At 66.0% G+C, this 16,002-nt stretch carries 14 protein-coding genes; 13 read left to right on the top strand and 1 reads right to left on the bottom strand.

The window, feature by feature from the left end:
- The 9 genes from KHO18_RS19985 to KHO18_RS19945 all read left to right on the top strand — a co-directional run.
- Window positions 1-987: acyl-CoA dehydrogenase family protein (locus KHO18_RS19985; RefSeq protein ID WP_211943751.1), on the top strand; the 987-nt coding region annotated here is incomplete at its 5' end.
- Window positions 988-1,012: 25 nt separating this feature from the next.
- On the top strand, window positions 1,013-2,713 hold the full coding sequence (locus KHO18_RS19980) for an AMP-binding protein (protein ID WP_211943750.1): 1,701 nt from the start codon (window positions 1,013-1,015) through the stop codon (window positions 2,711-2,713).
- Entirely contained in the window at window positions 2,710-3,135 is a 426-nt protein-coding gene (locus tag KHO18_RS19975) for an acyl-CoA thioesterase (RefSeq protein WP_211943749.1), read from the top strand. The genes KHO18_RS19980 and KHO18_RS19975 overlap by 4 nt, the downstream gene beginning before the upstream one ends.
- A 12-nt stretch (window positions 3,136-3,147) precedes the next feature.
- Window positions 3,148-3,570: a RidA family protein gene (locus KHO18_RS19970; RefSeq protein ID WP_144201772.1), complete on the top strand. Its 423-nt coding sequence runs from the start codon at window positions 3,148-3,150 to the stop codon at window positions 3,568-3,570.
- A 295-nt stretch (window positions 3,571-3,865) separates the two neighbouring features.
- Window positions 3,866-5,002, top strand: a complete 1,137-nt coding sequence (gene carA / locus KHO18_RS19965; RefSeq protein ID WP_144201770.1) for a glutamine-hydrolyzing carbamoyl-phosphate synthase small subunit — start codon at window positions 3,866-3,868, stop codon at window positions 5,000-5,002.
- Window positions 5,003-5,039: 37 nt separating this feature from the next.
- The gene (leuE, locus tag KHO18_RS19960) at window positions 5,040-5,714 is read left to right on the top strand and encodes a leucine efflux protein LeuE (RefSeq protein ID WP_144201768.1); all 675 of its coding nucleotides are present in this window, start codon (window positions 5,040-5,042) and stop codon (window positions 5,712-5,714) included.
- 78 nt (window positions 5,715-5,792) lie between these two features.
- Window positions 5,793-9,041, top strand: coding sequence for a carbamoyl-phosphate synthase large subunit (gene carB / locus KHO18_RS19955; protein ID WP_144201767.1), 3,249 nt, complete (start codon window positions 5,793-5,795; stop codon window positions 9,039-9,041).
- A 194-nt stretch (window positions 9,042-9,235) separates the two neighbouring features.
- Window positions 9,236-9,712 carry a transcription elongation factor GreA gene (greA, locus tag KHO18_RS19950; RefSeq protein ID WP_144201765.1) on the top strand — a complete coding sequence of 159 codons (477 nt, stop codon included), beginning with the start codon at window positions 9,236-9,238 and terminating at the stop codon, window positions 9,710-9,712.
- Window positions 9,713-9,725: 13 nt separating this feature from the next.
- A complete protein-coding gene (locus tag KHO18_RS19945) occupies window positions 9,726-10,229 on the top strand; it encodes a DUF4149 domain-containing protein (protein ID WP_144201763.1) in 504 nt (167 codons plus the stop codon).
- 56 nt (window positions 10,230-10,285) lie between these two features.
- Here KHO18_RS19945 and KHO18_RS19940 read toward each other — a convergent pair whose 3' ends face one another.
- Entirely contained in the window at window positions 10,286-10,792 is a 507-nt protein-coding gene (locus tag KHO18_RS19940; RefSeq protein WP_144201761.1) for a YhbY family RNA-binding protein, read from the bottom strand.
- Between the two features lie 73 nt (window positions 10,793-10,865).
- On the opposite strand from KHO18_RS19940, the gene KHO18_RS19935 reads away from it, so the two are divergent.
- From KHO18_RS19935 to glmM, 4 genes are all read left to right on the top strand, one after another.
- Window positions 10,866-11,531, top strand: a complete 666-nt coding sequence (locus tag KHO18_RS19935) for an RlmE family RNA methyltransferase (RefSeq protein ID WP_144201922.1) — start codon at window positions 10,866-10,868, stop codon at window positions 11,529-11,531.
- 153 nt (window positions 11,532-11,684) lie between these two features.
- Complete coding sequence (gene ftsH / locus KHO18_RS19930) at window positions 11,685-13,568, top strand: ATP-dependent zinc metalloprotease FtsH (RefSeq protein WP_144201759.1); 1,884 nt, start codon at window positions 11,685-11,687, stop codon at window positions 13,566-13,568.
- A gap of 84 nt (window positions 13,569-13,652) precedes the next feature.
- The gene (gene folP / locus KHO18_RS19925) at window positions 13,653-14,531 is read left to right on the top strand and encodes a dihydropteroate synthase (RefSeq protein WP_144201757.1); all 879 of its coding nucleotides are present in this window, start codon (window positions 13,653-13,655) and stop codon (window positions 14,529-14,531) included.
- 5 nt (window positions 14,532-14,536) lie between these two features.
- The gene (gene glmM, locus KHO18_RS19920; RefSeq protein ID WP_144201755.1) at window positions 14,537-15,880 is read left to right on the top strand and encodes a phosphoglucosamine mutase; all 1,344 of its coding nucleotides are present in this window, start codon (window positions 14,537-14,539) and stop codon (window positions 15,878-15,880) included.
- Window positions 15,881-16,002: the final 122 nt, after the last annotated feature.

Raw genomic sequence — 16,002 nt, 5'->3', positions numbered from 1 at the left:
GGCGCGCTGCCGGCGCTGGACTCGCGCGCGCTGTGCCTGCTGCGCGAAACGCTGGCCCGCCACGACGGGCTGGCCGACTTCGCCTTCGCCATGCAGGGGCTGGGCTCGGGCGCGATCACGCTGGCCGGCAGCGACGCCGTGCGCGCCCATTACCTGCCGCGCGTGGCGCGCGGGGAGGCCATTGCCGCGTTCGCACTGTCCGAGCCCGAGGCTGGCTCCGATGTGGCGGCAATGCAATGCAGCGCGCGGCTGGCCGAGGACGGCAGCCACTACGTGCTGAACGGCAGCAAGACGTGGATTTCGAACGGCGGCATCGCCGATTTCTACTGCGTGTTTGCCCGCACCGGCGAGGCACCGGGCGCGCGCGGCATCACCGCCTTCGTGGTGGATGCCGACACGCCGGGCCTGCGCATTGCCGAGCGGATCGACGTGATCGCCCCGCACCCGCTGGCCACGCTGCAATTCGACAACTGCCGCGTGCCCGTGGGCCAGCGGCTGGGCGAGCCGGGGCAGGGCTTCAAGGTGGCGATGATGACGCTCGACATCTTCCGCGCCTCGGTGGCGGCGGCCGCGCTGGGCTTCGGCCGGGCCGCGCTGGACGATGCGCTGGCGCGCGCCACCAGCCGCCCGATGTTCGGCGGCGTGCTGGCGGACCTGCAACTGACCCAGGCCGCCATCGGCGACATGGCTACGGCAGTGGACGCCGCCGCGCTGCTCACCTACCGCGCCGCGTGGCTGCGCGACGTGCGGGGCGTGCGCACCACCCGGGAAGCGGCGATGGCCAAGATGGTGGCCACCGAGAACGCCCAGCAGGTCATCGACCGTGCCGTGCAGATGTTTGGCGGGCTCGGGGTGAAGGTCGGCACGCGCGTGGAAAGCCTGTATCGCGAGATCCGTTCGCTGCGGATCTATGAAGGCGCCACCGAGGTGCAGAAGCTGATCATCGCGCGCGAGACGCTGGCCGCGGCCGAGCGCAGCCGGTCGTAAATCGACGAAAACAGGAGAGACAAGCATGGCCGCCCCCGCCCCTGCCGCTTCCACTTCCACGACTTCCACGCGCGATACCGTGGTCGATACCTTCGCCCGCGACCGCCTGCCGCCACCGGCGCAATGGCCCGAATTCCGCTTCAACGCCGACACCACCTATCCGGCGCGGGTGAACGCCGCCGAGGCGCTGGTGGACCACCACGTGGCAGCCGGGCAGGGCGCCCGCGTGGCCATACGGCACGAGCGCGACGGCCGCATCGAGACCGTGACCTATGCCGAGCTGGCCGCGCTGGTCAGCCGCATCGCCCATGTGCTGGTGGAGGATATGGCGCTGGTGCCCGGCAACCGCGTGCTGCTGCGCGGGCCGAACAACCTGATGATGGCGGCCTGCTGGCTGGCCACGCTGAAGGCCGGGCTGATCGCCGTGCCGACCATGCCGCTGCTGCGCGCGAAGGAGCTGAAGCAGGTCATCGACAAAGCCGAGGTGGGCGCGGCGCTCTGCGATGCCCGGCTTCAGGCCGAACTCGATGCCAACCGGCTGGCCGGCGGCGAGCACTTCTGCCCCAGCCTGAAGACGGTGCGCTACTTCAACGGCACCGGCCCGGACGCGCTGGAGACGGCGCTGGCCGGCAAGCCCGACACCTTCACCGCCTGCGACACCGCCGCCGACGACACCTGCCTGATCGCCTTCACCAGCGGCACCACCGGCCAGCCCAAGGGCACGATGCACTTCCACCGCGACGTGCTGGCGATGTGCGACCTGTTCCCGCGCCACGTGCTCAAGCCCACGGCGGACGACATCTTCTGCGGCACGCCGCCGCTGGCGTTCACCTTCGGGCTGGGTGGGATGCTGTGTTTTCCGCTGCGGATCGGGGCGAGCACGGCGCTGGCCGAGAAGCTCACGCCCGAGACGCTGCTGAAGTTGATCCAGGATCACCGCGCGACCATCGTCTTCACGGCTCCGACCTTCTATCGCCAGATGGCCACGCTGGCGCCGCAGTTCGACCTCTCCAGCCTGAAGAAGAGCGTCTCCGCCGGCGAGGCGCTGCCGGACGCCACGCGCCAGGCGTGGAAGGCGGCCACCGGCATCGAGATGACCGATGGGCTGGGCGGCACTGAAATGATGCACATCTTCATCTCCAGCGCCGGCGCCGACGTGCGCCCCGGCGCGGTGGGCCGCGTGGTGCCGGGCTACGAGGCCCGCATCGTCGATGAAGCCATGCAGCCGGTGCCGCCGGGTACGGTCGGCAAGCTGGCCGTGCGCGGGCCCACGGGCTGCCGCTACCTGGACGACCCGCGCCAGGCCAACTACGTGCGCGATGGCTGGAACCTGCCGGGCGATACCTTCATGGCCGACGCCGATGGCTACTACTTCTATCAGGCGCGCTCGGACGACATGATCATCTCGGCCGGCTACAACATCGCCGGACCCGAGGTGGAAGGCACGCTGATGCGCCACGAGGCCGTGGCCGAGTGCGGCGTGGTGGGCGCGCCGGACCCGGAGCGCGGGCAGGTGGTGATGGCCTACGTGGTGCTGCGCCCCGGCGTGGAGCCGGGCGACGCCACGCGCGCCGCGCTGCAGGACTACGTGAAGCGCGAGATCGCGCCTTATAAATACCCACGCCGGATCGAGTTCGTGGCCGCGCTGCCGCGTACCGAGACGGGCAAGCTGCAACGGTTCCGGCTGCGCCAGCTGGCCGCCGGGGCGGAGGGCGGCCAGCCATGAGCGAGGTATTCCGCAACACGGTGCGGGTGCGCTTCAAGCACTGCGACACGGCCGGCATCGTGTTCTATCCGCGCTACTTCGAGATGCTGAACGACTTGATCGAGGACTGGTTCGCCGATGGGCTCGACTGGCCGTTCGACGCCATGCATCTCGCCGGCCACGCCGGCGTGCCGACCGCCGAACTGCAATGCCGCTTCACAGCGCCGAGCCGGCTGGGCGAGTTGCTGACGCGCGAGTTGCGCGTGACGCACATCGGACGGACCAGCTTCGCCATCGACACCCGCTTTGGCGGGCCGGACGGCAGCACCCGCCTGACGGTGGCGCAGCGGCTCGTCTGCGTCGATACCCAAACCATGACGCCAACGCCGCTGCCCGACCGGGTACGCACCGCGATGGCGCGCTACCTTCATTCCCACGCATAACCGGATCGTCATATGTTGAAAACGCTGCAACCGCCCGACTGGGCACCGCCCCGGGGCTACGCCAACGGCATCCTTGCCGAGATGACGGTCGGCAGCCGCCTGATCTTCGTCGGCGGCCAGATCGGCTGGAATGCCCAGTGCGAGTTCGAGACCGACGACTTCGCGCTCCAGGTGGCGCAGACCCTGCGCAATATCGTGGCGGTGCTGGCGGCGGGCGGGGCGCGCCCCGAGCACATCGCGCGCATGACCTGGTACGTGAAGGACAAGGCCGCGTACGTGGGCGCCTACAAGGACATCGGCCAGCACTATCGGGAAATCATCGGCCGGCACTTCCCGGCGATGACGGCGGTGGAGGTGGCGGATCTCGTGGAGCCGCGCGCCCAGGTGGAGATCGAGGTCACGGCGGTGGTGCCGGCGGCTGTGTCGGCAGGTTAGTGGCGGCGCTATATATAACCGATCACGGCAGGGCTTGCCATCGCAAGTCCTTGAAAACTTGAGAAATTGGGCACGGCGGGATATAATTCGAAAGTTTCGCTTTCAGAACCCTTCACCCTAGCGCCTACCGTATTCCACCTTCCGCCGCCCCATCCGCGCGCGCCGTTCGTGCACTGCACAAAGTGACGAATGAGACGCAGTCGGCCGGTCCCTCGCCCATGCGCGCGAGGCGCCGCCCCGGGGCACGAGGCGTTGAGCAGGTCGGTCACGGGGTGAGTCCAGCAGGAGCCTACCCGTGTTACCGTCTTTTCCGTCCGCCATTCTCGCGCTTGCAGACGGCACGGTCTTTCGTGGCTATTCCATCGGCGCTTCCGGCCATACCATCGGCGAAGTGGTGTTCAACACCGCTATCACCGGTTACCAGGAAATCCTCACCGACCCGAGCTATTCCCGGCAGATCGTCACGCTGACGTATCCGCATATCGGCAATGTCGGGGTGAATCGTGAGGACGTCGAAGCCACGAAAGTCCATGCCGCCGGCCTGATCATCAAGGATCTGCCGATTCTGGCCTCGAGCTTCCGCAAGGAACACACGCTCGCCCACTACCTCAAGCAGGAAAAGGTGGTGGCCATCGCCGGCATCGATACCCGCAAGCTGACCCGTATCCTGCGCGAGAAGGGTGCCCAGAACGGCTGCATCCTGGCTGGCGAGGACAACGTCCAGAAGGCTATCGACCTGGCCCGCTCGTTCCCCGGCCTGGCCGGCATGGACCTGGCCAAGGTGGTGTCGGTCAAGGAACCGTATGAATGGACCCAGAACGAGTGGAAGCTCGGCGAGGGCTACGGCAAGCTGGACAAGCCGCAGTTCCACGTGGTGGCCTATGACTACGGCGTCAAGTTCAACATCCTGCGCATGCTGGCCGAGCGCGGCTGCAAGGTCACGGTGCTGCCGGCCCAGGCCAGCGCCGCCGACGCCCTGGCGCTGAATCCGGACGGCATCTTCCTGTCCAACGGCCCCGGCGACCCCGAGCCGTGCGACTACGCCGTGGCCGCCACGCGCGAGTTCATCGCACGCGGTATCCCCACCTTCGGCATCTGCCTGGGTCACCAGATCATGGCGCTGGCCGTGGGCGCCAAGACCCTCAAGATGAAGTTCGGCCACCATGGCGCGAACCATCCGGTCAAGGACATGGATGATGGTCGTGTGGTGATTACGTCGCAAAATCACGGTTTCGCCGTGGATGCGGCCACGCTGCCGGCCAACGTGCGCGTCACGCACACGTCGCTGTTCGACGGCTCGCTGCAGGGCTTCACGCTGACGGACAAGCCGGCGTTCTGCTTCCAGGGTCACCCGGAAGCCTCGCCCGGCCCGCACGACGTGGCCTACCTGTTCGACCGCTTCATCAAGCTGATGAAGGGCGCGAAGCAGTAAGCCGCCGCGAACGAGAACAAGGACACAGCGAGAAACCATGAACGCGTTCATGCACGCCAGCCTGGGCATTACCGATTTCTGGACCTTTGTGCTCGGCACGATCTTCATCGTGCTGCTGCCGGGGCCGAACTCGATGTACGTGCTGTCGGTGGCCGCCCAGCGTGGCGTGCGCGCCGGCTACCGGGGGGCGTGCGGCGTGTTCCTGGGCGACCTGATCCTGATGGTGCTGTCGGCTGCGGGGGTGGCGTCGCTGCTCAAGGCCAGCCCGGCGCTGTTCTACGTGGTCAAGACCATCGGTGCGGCCTACCTGGCCTGGATCGGCTTCCAGATGCTGCGCGGCGCGCTGCGCAGCTGGTCGCAGCGGGGCGAGCCCGGGCAGCCGGCGACGGCAGTGCCGGTCGAGCGCACCACGGACCCGTTCGGCAAGGCGCTCGTCATCAGCCTGCTGAACCCGAAGGCCATCCTGTTCTTCATCTCGTTCTTTATCCAGTTCGTGGACCCGCAGTTCGCGCGCCCGGTGCTGTCGTTCGTGGCGCTGGGGCTGGTCTGCCAGATCTGCAGCTTTGCCTACCTGACCACCATCATCCTTGTGGGCGCGCGGCTTGCCGAAGCGTTCCGCCGGCGCCGCAGGCTGTCGGCAGGCATGGCGAGCGGCGTGGGAGCCATGTTCATCGGCTTCGGCGCGAAGCTGGCAACGGCCACGCTGAACTGATCCGGCGAGTCGCAATAACCTGAATATCCGGCGCGGCGCGCGACACCTTCGCGCACCGGCCACCAAAGAGAGCGTGCAATGCCAAAACGCACAGACATCAAGAGCATCCTCATCATCGGCGCGGGCCCCATCATCATCGGGCAGGCGTGCGAATTCGACTACTCCGGCGCCCAGGCCTGCAAGGCCCTGCGCGAAGAGGGCTACAAGGTCATCCTGGTCAATTCGAACCCGGCGACCATCATGACGGACCCGAATACGGCCGACGTGACCTACATCGAGCCCATCACCTGGGAGGTGGTCGAGCGCATCATCGAGCGCGAGCGTCCCGATGCGATCCTGCCGACCATGGGCGGCCAGACCGCGCTGAACTGCGCGCTGGACCTGCATCGCCATGGCGTGCTGGACAAGTACAAGGTGGAGCTGATCGGCGCGTCGCCGGAAGCCATCGACAAGGCCGAGGACCGCCAGAAGTTCAAGGACGCGATGACCAAGATCGGTCTCGGTTCGGCAAAGTCTGGTATCGCGCACTCGATGGACGAGGCCGTGGCCGTGCAGTCGCGCATTGCAGCGGACACCGGCACGACGGGCTACCCGATCGTGATCCGCCCGTCGTTCACGCTGGGCGGCTCAGGCGGCGGCATTGCCTACAACCGCGAGGAATTCGAGGAAATCTGCAAGCGCGGCCTGGACCTGTCGCCGACGCGCGAGCTGCTGATCGAGGAATCGCTGCTGGGCTGGAAGGAATACGAGATGGAAGTGGTCCGCGACAAGGCGGACAACTGCATCATCATCTGCTCGATCGAGAACCTGGACCCGATGGGCATCCACACCGGCGACTCGATCACCGTGGCCCCGGCGCAGACGCTGACCGACAAGGAATACCAGATCCTGCGTAACGCCTCGCTGGCCGTGCTGCGCGAGATTGGCGTGGATACGGGCGGCTCGAACGTGCAGTTCTCGATCAACCCGGCGGACGGCCGCATGATCGTGATCGAGATGAACCCGCGCGTGTCGCGTTCGTCGGCACTGGCCTCGAAGGCCACCGGCTTCCCGATCGCCAAGGTGGCGGCCAAGCTGGCCGTGGGCTACACGCTGGACGAGCTGAAGAACGAGATCACCGGCGGCCAGACCCCGGCGTCGTTCGAGCCGTCGATCGACTACGTGGTCACCAAGGTGCCGCGTTTCGCCTTCGAGAAGTTCCCGCAGGCCGACAGCCACCTGACCACGCAGATGAAGTCCGTGGGCGAGGTGATGGCCATGGGCCGCACCTTCCAGGAGTCGTTCCAGAAGGCGCTGCGCGGCCTGGAAGTGGGCGTGGACGGCCTGGACGAGAAGTCGACCGACCGCGACGAGGTGGTGGAAGAGATCGGCGAAGCCGGCCCGGACCGCATCTGGTACGTGGGCGACGCGTTCCGCCTGGGCATGTCGCTCGAGGAAGTGCATGCCGAGACCGCCATCGACCCGTGGTTCCTGGCCCAGATCGAGGACATCGTGAAGACTGAGTCCATCGTGCGCAACCGCACGCTGGCCAGCCTGTCGACGCCTGAACTGCGCCTGCTCAAGCAGAAGGGTTTCTCGGACCGCCGCCTGGCGAAGCTGCTCAAGACCGACGCCAAGTCGGTGCGCGAGGCGCGGATCGCCCAGAACGTGCGTCCGGTCTACAAGCGCGTGGACACCTGCGCGGCCGAGTTCGCCACCAACACCGCCTACATGTACGGCACGTACGAAGCCGAACACGGCGAGTGCGAGGCCGAGCCGACCGCCAACAAGAAGATCATGGTGCTGGGCGGTGGCCCGAACCGGATCGGCCAGGGCATCGAGTTCGACTATTGCTGCGTGCACGCCGCGCTGGCGCTGCGCGAAGACGGGTACGAGACCATCATGGTCAACTGCAACCCGGAAACCGTGTCGACCGACTATGACACCTCGGACCGCCTGTACTTCGAGCCGCTGACGCTGGAAGACGTGCTGGAAATCGTCGACAAGGAAAAGCCGGTCGGTGTGATCGTCCAGTACGGCGGCCAGACCCCGCTGAAGCTGGCGCTGGACCTGGAAGCCAACGGCGTGCCCATCATCGGCACCAGCCCGGACATGATCGACGCCGCGGAAGACCGCGAGCGCTTCCAGAAGCTGCTGCAGGAACTGGGCCTGCGCCAGCCGCCGAACCGCACCGCGCGGGCCGAGGACGAGGCGCTGCGCCTGGCCGAGGAAATCGGCTACCCGCTGGTGGTGCGCCCGTCGTACGTGCTGGGTGGCCGCGCGATGGAAATCGTGCACGAGCCGCGTGACCTCGAGCGCTACATGCGCGAGGCCGTGAAGGTGTCGCATGACTCCCCGGTGCTGCTGGACCGCTTCCTGAACGACGCGATCGAATGCGACGTGGACGCGCTGAGCGACGGCCAGCGTGTGTTTATCGGCGGCGTGATGGAGCACATCGAGCAGGCTGGCGTGCACTCGGGCGACTCGGCTTGCTCGCTGCCGCCGTACTCGCTCTCGCAGGCTACCGTGGACGAGCTGAAGCGCCAGACTGCCGCCATGGCCAAGGCGCTGAACGTGATCGGCCTGATGAACGTGCAGTTCGCCATCCAGCAGCACAATGGCGAAGACACCGTGTACGTGCTGGAAGTGAACCCGCGCGCCTCGCGGACCGTGCCGTATGTGTCGAAGGCTACCGGCCTGTCGCTGGCGAAGATCGCCGCGCGCTGCATGGCCGGCCAGTCGCTGGACTCGCAGGGTATCGGCGAAGAGGTGGTGCCGCCGTACTTCAGCGTCAAGGAAGCCGTGTTCCCGTTCAACAAGTTCCCGGGCGTGGACCCGGTGCTTGGACCCGAGATGCGCTCCACCGGTGAAGTGATGGGCGTGGGCAAGGTGTTCGGCGAGGCACTGTTCAAGAGCCAGCTGGCTGCCGGTTCGCGCCTGCCCGAGAAGGGCACCGTGCTGATCACCGTCAAGGACAGCGACAAGCCGCGCGCCGTGGGCGTGGCCCGCATGCTGCACGACCTGGGCTACCCGATCGTCGCCACGCGCGGCACGGCGTCGGCCATCGAGGCGGCGGGCATCCCGGTGCGCGTGGTCAACAAGGTCAAGGATGGCCGTCCGCACATCGTGGACATGATCAAGAACGGCGAACTGGCGCTGGTGTTCACCACGGTGGACGAGACGCGCACGGCTATCGCCGATTCGCGTTCGATCCGCATTGCCGCGCTGGCTGGCCGGGTGCCTTACTACACCACCATTGCCGGCGCCCGCGCCGCAGTGGAGGGCCTGAAGCACATGCAAAGCCTGGAGGTCTACGACCTGCAGAGCCTGCACAAGCAACTGGCCTGATTGCTGCGCTGCCAGACCCGCCGGGTTGATACCGGCGGGCTTTCTGGCCTACACTACGTCGAATTCGTCGATTGAACGGCCTTCGGGCCGTTCGGTCCTATCCGAAAGCCGCGGTCGAGCGGAAGTGCTTCCGGCAACCTTGCCGGGAGCATGGCTCCAGCTCCGCTGCGGCTCATTTTTTTGTTGAACGAGATATGAGCACCATTCCGATTACCAAGCGTGGCGCTGAACTCCTGAAGGAAGAACTGCAGCGCCTCAAGGCCGTCGAACGTCCCGCGGTGATCACGGCGATCTCCGAAGCCCGCGCGCAGGGCGATCTGTCGGAAAACGCCGAGTACGACGCCGCCAAGGAAAAGCAGGCCTTTATCGAAGGCCGCATCCTGGAAGTGGAGTCGAAGCTGTCGGCTGCCCAGGTTATCGATCCGACCCAGCTCGACACGGACGGCCGCATCGTCTTTGGCGCCACTGTGGACCTGGAAGACCTGGGATCGGGCAAGGCCGTGAGCTACCAGATCGTCGGCGACGACGAAGCCGACCTCGACAGCGGCAAGATTTCGGTCAGCTCGCCCATCGCCCGGGCCCTGATCGGCAAGTTCGAAGGCGACGTGGCCGTCGTGCTGGCCCCGGGTGGCGAGCGCGAATACGAAGTGATCACCGTCCGCTACGTCTGACGGGCGCCCACACGTGTTCTCCTCCTCATATTCGAACCTGCCGCCGCTGCCACACCGGATTTTCCTGCTGCTGACCGTCGTCTGGGCAGGCAGTTTGTGGACAGTAGGCTACATGGTGGCGCCGACGCTGTTTTCGGTGCTGCCGAGCCGCGAGATGGCGGGCATGATTGCCGGCCACCTGTTCCGGACCGAGGCGATCCTCGGCATCACGGTAGGCGTGCTGCAACTGGTCTTGTGCAATGTGATGATCCGCCGTGGCGCCCAGCGCTATCGCACGCTGCGCTGGATCGTGCTGGCCATGCTGGTTTGCGTGCTGGCTGGCTACTTCGGCGTGCAGCCGTTCATGGAAGGGCTCAAGGTCCGCGCGCAGGCGCTGAACCTGGGCGTCTCCGAATCGCCGTTCAAGGGCCAGTTCGGCATGCTGCACGGCGTGTCGAGCGTCATCTACCTCGTGCAGAGCATCCTGGCGCTGGTGCTGGTGTGGCGCGCTGCGGCGCCGCGTTCGGCCGGGGAATAAAAAAACGCCCGCGCAAGCGGGCGTTCTTCAGGCCAGAACAGGCAGGGCAGGGCGGATCAGCCCAGCGCCTTCTTCTTCTGGCTGCTGGGGCGGGCGCGCAGGCGCTTGACGTTGCCGCCCTGGGTCACGCGCTCGTTGCCGAGTACGGTCACTTCCTTGCGGGTAGGCCGGCGGTTCGGCGCAGCGCTGGGCTTGCGGACCGTCACGGTGCGCGGCGCGGCGCCAGTGGTCGGACGGCGCGGGGCCATGCGACCCAGTTCCTCGGGCCGGTTCTCTTCCAGGCGGGCCGGACCCGGACGCCAGATCACGAGCAGCTTGCCGATATGCTGGATGGGTGCAGCGTCGAGTTCGTCGCAGATGGCTTCATAAATGGCGATGCGCGTGGCGCGCTCGTCGCCGAATACACGGATCTTGATCAGATCGTGAGCCGCCAGGCTCCGGTCGATCTCGGCCAGGACCGCGCGGGTCAGGCCTTCCGCGCCGACCATGACCACGGGGTTCAGACCGTGGGCGCGGGCGCGGAGGGAGGAGCGTTGGGCAGGTATCAGTTCTAGTGCGGGCATGTCAGGGCGCAAAGCGGAATGGCGCGTATTATCCGCCAAAATGGCGCCGGCAGGCGGTAAATATCAGCAAAAAATGGCAAAGAACAAGTTTAATCACGCGTGGTTGCATGACCACATCAACGATCCCTACGTGAAAATGGCCCAGCGCGAGGGCTATCGCGCCCGTGCGGCCTACAAGCTCAAGGAGATCGACGAGCAGGACAAGCTGATCCAACCGGGCCACGTCATTGTCGACCTTGGCGCCGCCCCGGGCAGCTGGAGCCAGTACGCCCGTAACCGGCTGGCAGCGTCGCCGCGCGCCAAGGATGGCAAGATCGACGGGGCGGTGATCGCCATCGACCTGTTGCCGATGGAACCTGTCGCCGACGTCACTTTTATCCAGGGTGACTTCCGCGAGGAATCGGTATTCCGGGAGTTCGAGGAGGTGGTCCTGGCCGCTTCCGGCGGCACCCGTATCGACCTTGTTATCTCGGACATGGCCCCCAATTTGTCCGGTGTGTCTTCGTCCGATTCGGCCCGGATCGAATATTTGTGCGATCTGGCCCTCGAATTCGCCCAGGCGCACCTGAAACCCGAGGGATCGTTGCTGGTAAAGTGCTTCCACGGCAGCGGTTACAGCCAGATCGTGGAGAAATTCAAGCGCCAATTCAAGGTAGTCGCCAAGCGCAAGCCCAAGGCGTCGCGCGACAAGTCTTCAGAAACCTTTATTCTTGGGCGTTACCTGAAGTCGGTGGACTGAAACGTGCGCCGGACACCCCGGGCGGCTTGCCGGCATGGGGCGCCTCGGGCACTATCGGGACCATAGATTCAGAGATTCCCTGCGGGGGCGGGGGCTGCATTACAATGCAATGCAGCTATCCCGTTGGCAAGGCAATTGCAAAGGAGTTCGGCCTTGAATAACAACCTGTTTCAAAAGGCGGCAATCTGGCTCGTAATCGCGCTGGTATTGTTCACCGTCTTCAAGCAGTTCGACAAACCACGTGCCCAGGACGGTGTCACCTATTCGCAGTTCATGGATGACGCCAAGAACGGCAAGGTGAGCCGCGTCGACGTGCAGGGCCGTAATCTCGTGGTCTCGCCCAAAGAGGGCGCCAAGTACACGATCATTTCGCCGGGCGACATCTGGATGGTCGGCGACCTGATGAAGTATGGCGTCCAGGTAACCGGCAAGGCCGACGACGAGCCGAACGTGCTGGTCCAGGCCCTGTACTACCTCGGGCCGACCTTGCTGATCATCGTCTTCTGGTTCTACATGATGCGGCAGATGCAGGGCGGCGGGAAAGGCGGTGCCTTCTCCTTCGGCAAGTCCCGTGCGCGCCTGATCGACGAAAACCAGAATGCCGTCACGTTCTCGGACGTGGCCGGCTGCGACGAGGCCAAGGAGGAAGTGGTCGAACTGGTCGACTTCCTCAAGGATCCGCAGAAATTCCAGAAGCTGGGCGGCCGCATTCCGCGCGGCGTGCTGCTGGTTGGCCCTCCGGGTACCGGCAAGACGCTGCTGGCGCGTGCCATCGCCGGCGAGGCCAAGGTGCCGTTCTTCAGCATTTCCGGTTCGGACTTCGTTGAAATGTTTGTCGGCGTGGGCGCGGCCCGCGTGCGCGACATGTTCGAGAACGCCAAGAAGCAGGCGCCCTGCATCGTGTTCATCGATGAAATCGACGCGGTCGGTCGCCATCGCGGCGCCGGCATGGGCGGCGGCAACGACGAGCGCGAGCAGACGCTGAACCAGATGCTGGTCGAGATGGATGGCTTCGAGGCCAACTCGGGCGTCATCGTGATCGCCGCGACCAACCGCGCCGACGTGCTGGACAAGGCGCTGCTGCGTCCGGGCCGTTTCGACCGCCAGGTCTACGTGGGCCTGCCGGACATCCGCGGCCGCGAGCAGATCCTGAAGGTGCATATGCGCAAGGTGCCGATCGGCAACGACGTGGACGCGTCGGTGATCGGTCGCGGTACCCCGGGCTTCTCGGGTGCCGACCTGGCCAACCTGGTCAACGAGGCCGCACTGTTCGCCGCCCGCCGCAACAAGCGCGTGGTGGACATGCAGGACTTCGAGGACGCCAAGGACAAGATCTTCATGGGCCCGGAGCGCAAGTCGACGGTCATGCGCGAGGAAGAGCGCAAGGCCACGGCTTACCACGAGTCCGGCCACGCGGTGGTGGCCAAGCTGCTGCCGAAGGCCGATCCGGTGCACAAGGTCACGATCATGCCGCGCGGCTGGGCGCTGGGCGTGACCTGGCAGCTGCCGGAGCATGACAAGTATTCGAAGTACAAGGACAACATGCTCGACGAGATCGCGATTCTCTTCGGCGGCCGTGCGGCGGAGGAGGTCTTCCTCAACGCCATGAGCACGGGGGCGTCCAACGACTTCGAGCGCGCCACCAAGATCGCCCGCGATATGGTGACCCGTTTCGGCATGAGCGATTCGCTCGGCGCCATGGTGTATGTCGATACGGAGCAGGACGGCATGTTCGGCAAGCTCTCGTCGAAGACCGTGTCCGAGGCCACCCAGCAGAAGGTTGACGGCGAGATCCGTCGCATCATCGACGAACAGTACGCGTTGGCCAAGCGCCTGCTCGAAGATCACCGCGACAAGGTCGAGGCGATGACCAGCGCCCTGATGGAGTGGGAAACGATCGACGCCGACCAGGTGAACGACATCATGGCGGGCAAGCCGCCGCGTCCGCCGCGTGGCGTGTCGGGCCAGAACGGTGGTGGCAACACGCCTCCGGGCGGTTCGCCGGTGGCGCCGACCAACGCGCCCGCCACGGCCTGATCGCGATTGCCCTGCCTTCGCAGGCGGGCAGTTCAGAAGCCGGTGCCCTGCGCACCGGCTTTTTCCATTCCAGGACACCAGATCTTGTCGACCGAGTTCTTCCAGTGCGGGCGCTACCGCTTCGCCCGCAACCGCCGCCCGCTGGTGATGGGCATCCTCAACGTCACGCCTGATTCGTTCTCCGACGGTGGCCAGCATGCGGGCCGCGACGCGGCCCTGCGCCACGCGGAGCAGATGATCGCCGAAGGCGTGGACATCATCGATATTGGCGGGGAATCCAGCCGCCCGGGTTCGGCGGCGCTGCCACTGGACCAGGAACTGGCCCGCGTGATGCCGATCGTCGAGGCCCTGGCGGCGTGTGGCAAACCGTTGTCGATCGACACCTACAAGCCCGAAGTCATGCGTGCGGCACTGGCGGGCGGAGCGGATCTGATCAACGATATCTGGGGTTTCCGCATGCCGGGCGCGGTGGAAGCCGTGTCCGGCGCGGCGGCGGGGCAGGCGGGCCTGTGCGTGATGCACATGCAGCGTGACCCGCAGACCATGCAGGAAGACCCGCAGTACGCGGACGTGGTGGCCGAGGTGGAGGAATTCCTGCGCGAACGGGTGTCAACCCTGCGTGCGGCGGGCGTGGACGACACGCGTATTTCGCTCGATCCGGGGTTTGGATTTGGCAAGACGCCGGATCATAATCTCCGTCTGCTCGGCCAAATGCCGCGCCTGGCCGTGGACGGCCTGCCGATCCTGGCCGGGCTCTCGCGCAAGTCGACGCTTGGCGCCATTCTCGGTGGCAGGCCGCCGCAGCAGCGCGTGGCCGCCAGCCTGGCGGCGGCCGTGTGCGCGGCGGAGCGGGGCGCATTTATCGTGCGGGTGCACGACGTGGAACAGACGGTGGACGCCATCAAGACCTGGTGGGCGATTCGCCATGAATCAGTTGCCGGTACAGGGCAATCGGGAGAATGAAACAGATGACGCGCAAGTATTTCGGGACAGATGGCGTGCGGGGTCGGGTTGGTGAAGCGCCGATCACGCCGGATTTCGTGATGCGACTGGGCTATGCCGCCGGCAAGGTGCTGGCGCTGGGCCAGAAGACCAGCCAGGGCCGGCCGACCGTGCTGATCGGCAAGGACACGCGGATCTCGGGCTATATGCTCGAAGCTGCACTGGAAGCCGGCTTTACGGCTGCCGGCGTGCACGTGCTGCTGACCGGCCCGCTACCCACGCCGGGCGTGGCCTACCTGACCCGCGCGCTGCGGCTGGCGGCGGGCGTGGTCATTTCCGCGAGCCACAATCCGTACTACGACAACGGCATCAAGTTTTTCTCGTCGACGGGCGACAAGCTGCCGGACGAGGTGGAGCAGAAGATCGAAGCCCAGCTCGAGGAGCCGATGGCCTGTGTGCGTTCGGACGATCTCGGCCGCGCGCGCCGCATCGAGGATGCGGCTGGCCGCTACATCGAGTTCTGCAAGAGCACGTTCCCGTATGAGCAGGATCTGCACGGGCTCAAGCTTGTGGTGGACTGCGCCCACGGCGCGGCGTACCACATCGCCCCGCACGTGTTCCATGAACTCGGTGCCGAGGTGATTTCCATCGGTAACCAGCCGGACGGCCGCAACATCAACGCCGGCTACGGCGCCACGGCGCCCGAGAAGCTGATCGAGTCCGTCAAGGCGCACGGCGCGCACCTGGGCCTGGCCTTCGACGGCGATGCCGACCGCCTCCAGGTGGTGGATGCCGACGGCCGGCTCTACAACGGTGACGAATTGCTGTACCTGATCGTCCGTGATCGCCAGGCCGCCGGCCAGCGGGTAGATGGCGCAGTGGGTACGCTGATGACCAACATGGCCGTCGAGTTGGCGCTCAAGCGTCTCGGCGTCGAATTCGTCCGCGCGAAGGTGGGCGACCGCTACGTGCTGGAAGAACTCAACAAGCGCAAGTGGACGCTCGGCGGCGAGGGCTCCGGCCATCTTTTGTGTCTGGATCGTCACACGACGGGCGATGGCATCGTGTCGGCACTCCAGGTGCTGGCCGCGCTGCGCCGCAGCGGCAAGACATTGGCCCAGCTGCTGGAAGGCGTGAAGCTGTTCCCGCAGACGCTGATCAACGTTCGTGTGGAGAAAGGTTTCGACTGGCAGACCCATGCCGGTCTGCAGGCGATGCGCGCCAAGGTCGAGCCCGAACTCGAAGGTCGCGGCCGGGTGCTGATCCGGGCCTCGGGCACCGAGCCGGTGGTCCGTGTGATGGTGGAGGCCGAGCAGGTCGAAACCTCCGAACGCGCCGCCCAGGCGCTGGCTGACTCGCTGCGCGCCTGACCTGACCCGTCCCTGACTAAAAAATGACGCCAGCATGATGCTGGCGTCATTTTTTATGCCTGTTTATCCACTTTTTGCACGTTGTTCATCGGTCACAAGCGCCCATTTAAGAACATCTCGTG

The organism is Cupriavidus campinensis, from assembly GCF_905397395.1.
Classification (GTDB): domain Bacteria; phylum Pseudomonadota; class Gammaproteobacteria; order Burkholderiales; family Burkholderiaceae; genus Cupriavidus; species Cupriavidus campinensis.
Note: the sequence above shows the minus strand (reverse complement) of the source record. Positions and strands in the feature narration are given on the sequence as shown.